This is a genomic window from Methylobacterium trifolii, assembly GCF_022179685.1.
In the GTDB taxonomy this organism is placed as follows: domain Bacteria; phylum Pseudomonadota; class Alphaproteobacteria; order Rhizobiales; family Beijerinckiaceae; genus Methylobacterium; species Methylobacterium trifolii.
The window spans coordinates 31651-40464 of sequence record NZ_BPRB01000055.1 but is presented as its reverse complement, the minus strand read 5'-3'; the positions used below and the strand labels follow the sequence as shown (position 1 = coordinate 40464).

Here is an 8814-nt window from a genome sequence, read left to right as displayed (position 1 = left end):
GCGGGTCGGGCGCACGCCTCGTCGGAATCGTCTCCTGCCTGCCGGACGAGGGCAAGACCATGGTGGCGGCCAACCTCGCCAACCTGATCGCCCAGAACGGCTCGCGGGTGCTGCTGATCGACGGCGACCTGCGCAAGTCCTCCCTGACCGCCGAACTGGCGCCCGGCGTCGAGAACGGGCTCGACAGCGTCCTCTACGGCGGGGCCGAACTGTCGGCCAGCGTGCTGCGATCCTCGAACCCGCGCCTGGACTTCCTGCCGGCCACCACCACGCTGGCGCGGCGGGACTCGCACGAGATCCTGGGCTCGCGGGCCATGCAGGCCCTCCTGACCGAGGCGGGGGAGGATTACGACTACGTCATCGTGGACCTGCCGCCGATCCTGCCCGTGATCGATGCCCGCGCCATGGCGGCCTACCTCGACGGCTTCATCCTGGTGGTCGAGTGGGGCGTCACCTGCCGCGAGGTCGTGGCCGACGCCCTGCGCTCGGCGCCCGCGATCCACGACCGCCTCCTCGGCGTGGTGCTCAACAAGGTGCACCTGCCCCGGCTGCCCGGCTACGGCGACCGGGAATCGACCTACTACCGCACCCGGATCGCCGCCTGAGCCCCGCGATGCGCACCCGCCCGATGAAGCGAGGCCGCGCGCGGTACGCCGCCGCCGGACTCGACGTTCCGACGCGCGTCGGCCCTTCGAAAAAGGATCGCTGATGTCATTGCAGACGGCAACGCATTCCTCGGGAGCCGGGCAGTCCGTGTCCGCGCCGCGACTCGTCGGCCGGGAGCACATCCCCGGCCTCGACGGGGTCCGGGCGCTCTCGATCCTGATCGTGATGGCCGGGCATTACGGCTTCGGGAAGATCGTTCCGGGCGGATTCGGCGTCACGATCTTCTTCTTCGTGAGCGGCTTCCTGATCACGACCCTGCTGCTGCGCGAACTCGACGCCTCCGGCGGGATCGACCTGCGGAACTTCTACCTGCGCCGCCTGCTCCGGCTCGCGCCGGAACTCCTCGCCTTCGTGCTCGTCACGCTCGTCGTCGGCCTGGCGACGGACAAGGTCGTCAGGCCGGTCGAGCTGCTGGCGGCGGTCTTCTACTTCACGAACTACTATCACCTCATCAACGGCATGTGCTCGTACGACGTCTGCGTCGGCTGGCACATCCTCTGGTCGCTGGCCGTGGAGGAGCACTTCTATCTCCTGTTCCCCCTGTGCCTGCTCCTGCTGGCCCGCAATCCGCGCCGCCTCCTGTACGTCCTCACCGGCCTGCTGGTGGCGGCCCTGGTCTGGCGCCTCGTGGTCGTCCTCGCCCTGAACCTCGACGCGGACTGGACCTACAAGGCAAGCGATTCACGGCTGGATTCGATCGGCTACGGCTGCTGGCTCGCGGTGGTGTTCGCCCGCTTTCCGGCGATGCTCGCCAAGCCTGCGCGGCACGGCTACCTGATCGCCTCGGCCGCCGCCGGGCTCCTCGTGGCGTCGCTGGCCGTGCGCGATCCCGTCTTCCGGGACACGGCCCGCTATTCGGTGCAGGGCGTCGCCATCGGCCTCGGCTTCCTCGCCCTGTACGCGACGCCCGTCGGCACGCGCGGGCTCGCGTTCCTCGACACCGCACCGATGGTCTGGATGGGACGGCTCTCGTTCGCGGCCTACCTCTGGCACTTCATGCCCCTGGACCTCTTCCTCTGGTGGCTCGACCACGACCGGGCCGGCGAGATGTCCACGCTGGCCAAGTGGCCCGTCGCCCTGGTCTCGACCGTGGTCACCTTCGGCCTCGCCTGGCTGTCCTACGTCCTGATCGCGCGGCCGGTCTCGCGCCTGCGCCATCGCTTCCGCGCCCGCGGGAGCGAGGCCGGAGCGGTCGTCCCGGCGGCACCGGCCTCCATGACCGGGCTGTTCGCGACGGACGGAGCGGCCGGGTCCGGCCGGGGACGGGCCTGATGCGCGTCGCCTTCCTCTCCTCCGGCTCGCCGGAGAACTACGCCGCCTGGAGCGGGACCCCGTATTTCTGCCTGCGCGCCCTGCGCGCCCAGTTCGAGACGGTGGAGCCCATCGGAAGCCCGCCGATGCGAAAGCTGATGCAGGGCCTGCGGCGGGCGGGCTCGCGCCTGCGGGTCGACCCCCTGCGGGAGCCCGCCGTCGCCGCCCTCTACGGGATGGCCCTGCGCCGGCGCCTCGAACGGTTCCGGCCCGACGTGGTGTTCGGGCTGGCCAGTTCCACGCAGCTCTACGGCCTCGTCGACGACTTCGACGTGGTCCACTGCTCGGACGCGACCTTCCGGGTGATGCGCGACTACTATCCGGACTGGTTCTCCGGATTGTCGCAGCGCACCTTGCGCAACGGCGAACGGATCGAGGCCCGCGTGATCGGGGGCGCCGCCCTCTCGCTCTACGCCTCGGACTGGGCGGCCGACTCGGCACGCCGGGATTACGGCGCCGGCCACGACCGCGCGCACGCGGTGCCGTTCGGCGCCAACCTCGACGAGGCCCCGGTCCCGTCGAATACCCCCGCCGACCGGGTCTGCCGCCTGCTGTTCATCGGCGTCGACTGGGCCCGCAAGGGCGGGGACCTGGCGCTCGCGGTGCTGCGGACGCTCCGCGCGCGCGGGGTCGAGGCCGAGCTGCACGTCGTCGGCTGCGCCGTGCCCGCCTCGGTCGGCGCCGTGCCGGGGCTCGTCGCCCACGGCTTCCTCAGCAAGGGCGACCCCGCGCAGCACCGGCAGCTCCAGGACCTGTTCGCCCGGGCCGCGTTCCTGATCGTCCCGAGCCGGCAGGAAGCCTACGGCCTGGTGTTCTGCGAGGCCGGCGCCTACGGGCTGCCGAGTCTGGCCACCGCCACCGGCGGCATCCCCACCATCGTACGCCCCGGCATCAACGGCTTCCTGTTCCCCCTGGACGCGACGGCCGGCGCCTACGCGGACGTGGTCGAGGCGCAGTGGGGCTCGCCCGCGGCCTATGCCCGGCTGCGCGAGAGCACGCTCGCCCGCGCCAGATCCGACTTGACCTGGGAGGCCTGGGGCACGCGCAGCGCGGACCTCATCCGCGGCGTGCGCCAGCGTCGTCCCGAGGCCGTGCATGCCGACCTGCGACCGCTGGCGGAGGGAAGTCCCTCGTGAGGTTCGCGCGCTCCCGCCCCGTCCCGATCCGCCTCGAGAAATTCGCCTGATGGCCGCCCTGTCACGCCTGCGCTCCGGCGCGACGCTGCTGTCCGGCAACATGGCGGACATGCTGTTCCCGCTGCTGCGCAACATCGCCCTGTCCCACACCCTGCCGCGGGAGCAGTATGGGCTGGCCATCTCGCTGTCCGTCGTCGCGGCCTTCGCCGAACTCGCCACCGACATCGGTATCCAGTACTCGGCCGTGCGCGGCCACGCCGAGGCGGACCCGGACGAGGTCTACGGCACGCTGCACGCCGTCGCCCTGATCCGCTCGGTCTTCATCGCCCTGGTGCTGCTGGCGGCGGCCCCGTTCGTCGTGGCCGCCCTCGACGTGCCCCAGGCCCTCTGGGCCTTCCTGCTGCTGCCGCTGGTGTCCCTCGTGCGCGGGTTCCAGAACCTCGGGGTCAAGGAACTCACCCGGACCTACGAGTTCTGGCCGGATGCGGCCACGCTGGTCGCCGCGCAGGCCGCCTGGACCGTGGTCTCGGTCGCCCTCGCCCTGGTCTTTCGCGATTACAGCTGCATGCTGTTCGGGATCGTCGGCGGGGCGGTGGTCGGCGTCGTCGTCTCGCACCTGATGGCGCGCCGCCGCTGGCGCCTGTGCTGGAACCGCGCCGTCGCCAGGGACGCCCAGAGCTTCGGGCGCCCGCTGATCCCCAACGGCATGGCCAACGCCTTCAGCATCATGGGCGACCGCCTGCTCGTCGGCAGCGCGCTCGGCGTCGCGACGTTGGCCCAGTACAGCAATGCCATGGGGACCGCCCTGATCCCCCGCGGGCAGCTGATCAAGTTCCTCACCAGCATCTACCTGCCGGCCCTCGTCGGGCTCAAGCCCGCCGACCCCGCCCGCTCCCACATCCTCGACCGCTGGGCGGCGTGGCTCTCCATGGCGGCCTTCGCCTACGGCATCGGCCTGCTCGCCGCCGGCCGCCCGATGATCGGCCTCGTCTTCGGCTCGGCCTACGAGCCCTCGCAACTGCTCATCGGGGCCATCGCCATCGACGTCTGCATCAAGTCGCTGCTGGCCTTCCCCGTCCCACCCTGTCTCGCCGCCGGGCAGACGCGCTTCCTCCTCCGGGGCTCGATCGCCGGAGCGGTCGCGGTCCTCCTGGCCGCCCTGACCATCCCCCTGCACCGGTCGCTCGCCGGCTTCGTGTTCGCGCTCGCCGCCGGCGAGAGCCTCGTCCTGGTCTGGATCGTCTGGCGGACGCTCGTCCTGCACCCCTTCAGCCGGGGGCTGGCCTGGTTCCTCGTGCTGTTCCCCGTCGGCGCCATCCTCGGCCTCGTCGCCGTCTCGGCCGCCGCCGAGCCCCTGCCGCTGCCCGAGTGGATCGGCTTGTGCGTCCTCTACGGCGGCCTGGGCCTGCTCGCCTACGTGCTGGCCCTGCGCGCCCGGGGCGTCGGCCTGCGCGACATGGTCTCGATGGGCTCGGTGGCCGAGGTGCTCGGATGATTTCGGACCGTGAGGAGGACCGCATGCAGGAACCATCCGGAACGGCGGACGGCCCGGCGATCTCCGTGGTGATGCCGCATCTCGACGACCTGGAGAACCTCGACCTCTGCCTGTCGCATCTCCAGGCCCAGACCCTCGGGCGCGACCATTTCGAGATCGTCGTGTCGGACAACGGCTCGCGCGGCGGTCTCGCGGCCGTCGCGGCTTTGGCCGGCACCCGTGCCCGCGTCGTGGCCGCGCCCGAGCGCGGGGCGGGCCCGGCCCGGAACGCGGGGGTGGCGGCGGCCAAAGGCCGTATCCTCGCCTTCATCGACAGCGACTGCCGCCCCGCGCCGGACTGGCTGCGCGAAGGCGTCGCGGCGCTCGCCCACCACGACGTGGTCGGCGGCGCGGTCACCGTCGTGCCGGAGCGCGACGGCGCGCCGGAGCCTGTGGAGGCCTACGAGCTGGTGTTCGCCTTCCGCAACGACCTCTACGTGAGGCGCAAGGGGTTCACGGTCACCGCCAACATGCTGATGCCGCGGGCGGTGTTCGAGGCGGTGGGCCCCTTCGCCAACGGCGTCTCCGAGGACGTCGAGTGGTGCCACCGCGCCCGCCGCCTCGGCTACCGGCTCGGCTACGCGCCGGCCTGCGTCGTCGCCCATCCTGCCCGCCGGACCTGGGCCGAGCTCGTGCGCAAGTGGCGTCGCACCACCCGCGAGGCCCATGCCCTGGCCCGCCCCGGCCCCCTCGGCGCTGCGGCCTGGCTCGCCCGCGCCTGGATCGTCCTGCTCTCGGCACTGCCGCAGGCCGTGCGCCTGTTGCGTGCGCCGGAGCTGTCGGCACCGCGCATCCGCTGGGCCGCGTTGCGCGTGCTGCTGCGGATACGCAGTTTCCGCTTCGCCGAGGCGCACCGCCTCGCCTTCGGGCGCGCATCGGAGGCCGTGCGATGACGGATGTCGTGGTCGGAATCGTCGGCTTCCGCTGTGCGCAGGCCATCGCGGAGTGCCTCGCCAGCCTCGACGGATCGAGCCATCCGGTCCGCGCCGTCTACGTCTGCGAGAACGGCGGTGCCGCGGGCTTCGCGGAACTGGAAGCGGTCCTGCGGGACCGATTCGGTGGCGAGGGCGTGCCGGCCGACGGCGTGTCGGGCGAGATCGACCGCGGCGTCGTCCTGCGCCCGGCGGGCGCCGGCCACGCGGTCGGAGAGATCCGGCTCCTGCGCGCCCGGCACAATCTCGGCTATGCCGGGGCGATCAACGCGATGATCGCGGCGCTGGCATCACGGCCGGACTGGTCCGCCCTCTGGATTCTCAACCCCGACACGGAACCGCGGCCCGATGCGCTGGCCGCCCTCGTGGCCCATGCCCGGGCCGGCGGTTACGGGATCGTCGGCAGTCGCCTGATCGTCAAGGATTCCGGACGCGTCCAGCTCTACGGCGGGCGCTGGCGGCACTGGCTGGGCCGGGGCTACAACATCGGCCTCGGCGCGGCGGCCGATTCCCCCGTCGATCGCGCCGCCGTCGAGCGGGCGCAGCAATACGTCTCGGGCGCGGCGATGTATGTCAGCCGCGACTACATCGCCCAGGTCGGCCCGATGAGCGAGGATTACTTCCTCTACGCCGAGGAAGTGGATTGGTGCCTGCGCCGGCGCGGCTTCCGGCTGGGCTACGCGCACGAATCCGTGGTGCTGCACGACCACGGCGCCACGATCGGTTCGAGCGTCGACCGGCGGGCGCGCTCGCCCCTGTCCGTGTTCCTCGACGAGCGCAACCGCCTCATCCTGACGCGCCGGTTCTACCCGGCCGCCTTCCCGGTCGCGGCGGTGGCGACGCTGCTCCTCACCGGCCAGTACCTGCGGGCCGGCGCGGTCCGGAACTTTCGCGTGGCGCTCGCCGGCTGGTGGGCGGGCCTGCGCGGCGAGACCGGCCGTCCAAGACGCCTGGGTCCCGCGGGAGCGCCGGAGCTATGACGGGATCGAACGTGCTGCCGCTGGTTCCCACGAAGGCCGCGTCCCCTGAACGGGGCGGGGACCCTTCCGCCGTCGCGCCCGGCAGGGATCGGCCGTCCGTTCAGAACGCGTCCGGAGACGATAGGGGGGCTAGGGCCCTGCGAGCGACTGCGTTCTCTGCGGTGACGCCCCCCCCGGGGGACGTGCGCGCCACCTGCGACGGGCCGGACCTGTCGGACCCCGGGCTTCGGAGGTCCCGGCGGCTGAGGTTTCTCCTGGCCCTGCTCGGGCGGCGCCTGCCGTCGCGGTGGATCTGGCGGCTGCGCAACTGGGAAGGGGGGGCGGCCTACAGCTACACCCTGCGCGAGGTGCTCTGGGACCGCAATCGCGTCAGCGTCGGCGCCTACACCTACGGCAACCTGCTCTATCCCACGTGGCACCTGCGCGAAGGTCTGCGCATCGGCCGCTACGTCTCGATGGCGCAGAGCGCGAGCTGGTCCTTCAACCATCCCATCGACCGGATCAGCGCGAGTCCCGCCTTCTACGAGGGCGTCTACGGCGCCTTCGACAACATGCCCCGGCCCGCGCCGGAACTCGAGATCGGACACGACGCCTGGATCGGCGAGTACGTCGTGATCACCCCCGGATGCCGGCGGATCGGGATCGGCGCCGTGATCGGCGCCGGTGCCGTGGTGACCCGCGACGTTCCCGATTTCGCCGTGGCCGTCGGCGTCCCGGCCCGCGTGGTCCGCTACCGCTTTCCGGAGGCGGTCCGTCAACGGCTCCTCGACGCGCGCTGGTGGGAGCTGAGCATGGCGGACCTGGAGCGCTGGCGCGACGCGATGCGGATATCCGCCGACGATCCGGAAGCCCTGCGCGCCCTCGGGGAGATAGCAGCTCTCCGGCGCCCGGCCGGAGACGCCGGCGCGTCGGGCTGACCGCGATGCGCCGCCGCCGCGGCGTCGCGCGTTTCACGGCTGCCGCCGAATCATCGAGGGAAGCGGCAGCGAGGCCCCGCGCGAGGCTCGTTTCGATGTTGCCTACAAATTAGCCAGTCGCGCGCTGATTGCGCCTATATAATAATCTATCAGCCTAAAAACCGACGTTTGCTAACGATAAAGTGATCACTATTATGGTTATTCGCTAAAAACATCCTCTTTGTCTTGGTCTTCTGTTTTATAGTGCCGGCGGCAAGCGTGGCCGCGACCTCAGCGTCGTGCCGCGCGGTTTCGGGCTGTAATTTTGGTAGAATGAGGCGATGACATGAGTACGCCGGGAAACGACGCGGTTCAGGGCAGTTCGCGCAACGATACCCTCTACGGCTTTCAGGGGAACGACATCATCTTCGGCAATGGCGGCGACGACGTCGTCCTCGGCAATGCCGGCGTCGACACGCTCTACGGCGGCACGGGCTCCGATACGCTCTACGGCGGCCAGGGCAACGATATCCTGAACGGCGAAGAGGGCAACGACGTCCTGTCCGGGGATCTCGGAGCGGACCGCTTCGTGTTCGGAACGAACGCGGGCTCCGATATCATCGTTGGCTTCGACCAGACCCAGGGCGACAGCATCGATCTGCAAGGGCAGAGCTATACGCGCGGGCAGTCTTTCACCGGCAACGCCCTGCTGATCCTTTCGGGCGGCGGTACGGTCGAGATCGTCGGATACGCTCCGAGCCAGATCAATGCGAGCATCTTCGCGTTCGGGGGCCCCGACTTCATCACGGGCTCGGCGGGCAACGACACGATCCTGGGGCTTCGCGGCGACGACACGATCGTGGGCGCCGGCGGCGACGACCTCGTCTACGGCCTGCAGGACAACGACCTGCTCTACGGAAACACCGGCTCCGACACGCTGCTCGGGGGCCAGGGCGACGACACGTTGTTCGGCGGTCAGGGGTACGACACCCTGTTCGGCGGCCAGGGCGACGACGTTCTGTCGGGTGATCGCGGCGACGACGTGCTGTCGGGCGACCTGGGCGCGGACCGCTACGTCTTCGGGCTCGACGGCGGCCGGGACGTGATCCTTGGCTTCGACGCGACCGCGGGCGACCGCATCGACCTCCAGGGGCAGACCTATACCCTCGGCACGGCCGCAGGCGGCAGCGCGCTCCTGACCTTGTCGGGCGGCGGGACGGTCGAGATAGCGGGCGTGACCCCGGGACAGGTGAACGCGGGAGCCTTCGTCTAGACCGTCGATCCCAGAGACGACGCCACCCGACGAACCTGGAGTCTCGGACCGGACAAGACCTTCGGTCCGAGGCTACGGGGCGGCGC

8 protein-coding genes are annotated in these 8814 nt (G+C 71.0%); all 8 read left to right on the top strand.

What is annotated here, in order from left to right; translation table 11 throughout:
- Window positions 1-605, top strand: a 605-nt coding sequence (locus COGEMETH_RS04850) for a CpsD/CapB family tyrosine-protein kinase (protein ID WP_238181475.1), incomplete at its 5' end; no start/stop codon positions are given.
- A 148-nt stretch (window positions 606-753) separates the two neighbouring features.
- Window positions 754-1938, top strand: a complete 1185-nt coding sequence (locus tag COGEMETH_RS04845; RefSeq protein ID WP_238181474.1) for an acyltransferase family protein — start codon at window positions 754-756, stop codon at window positions 1936-1938.
- Window positions 1938-3113, top strand: a complete 1176-nt coding sequence (locus COGEMETH_RS04840) for a glycosyltransferase family 4 protein (RefSeq protein ID WP_238181473.1) — start codon at window positions 1938-1940, stop codon at window positions 3111-3113. Before COGEMETH_RS04845 ends, COGEMETH_RS04840 begins: the two co-directional genes overlap by 1 nt.
- Before the next feature lie 49 nt (window positions 3114-3162).
- Window positions 3163-4608, top strand: coding sequence for an oligosaccharide flippase family protein (locus COGEMETH_RS04835; RefSeq protein ID WP_238181472.1), 1446 nt, complete (start codon window positions 3163-3165; stop codon window positions 4606-4608).
- Window positions 4609-4631: 23 nt separating this feature from the next.
- The gene (locus COGEMETH_RS04830) at window positions 4632-5540 is read left to right on the top strand and encodes a glycosyltransferase family 2 protein (protein WP_238181471.1); all 909 of its coding nucleotides are present in this window, start codon (window positions 4632-4634) and stop codon (window positions 5538-5540) included.
- On the top strand, window positions 5537-6559 hold the full coding sequence (locus COGEMETH_RS04825; RefSeq protein ID WP_238181470.1) for a glycosyltransferase: 1023 nt from the start codon (window positions 5537-5539) through the stop codon (window positions 6557-6559). The genes COGEMETH_RS04830 and COGEMETH_RS04825 overlap by 4 nt, the downstream gene beginning before the upstream one ends.
- Before the next feature lie 161 nt (window positions 6560-6720).
- Entirely contained in the window at window positions 6721-7476 is a 756-nt protein-coding gene (locus COGEMETH_RS25560; RefSeq protein ID WP_283214957.1) for a CatB-related O-acetyltransferase, read from the top strand.
- Between the two features lie 325 nt (window positions 7477-7801).
- A complete protein-coding gene (locus tag COGEMETH_RS04815) occupies window positions 7802-8728 on the top strand; it encodes a calcium-binding protein (RefSeq protein ID WP_238181469.1) in 927 nt (308 codons plus the stop codon).
- Window positions 8729-8814: the final 86 nt, after the last annotated feature.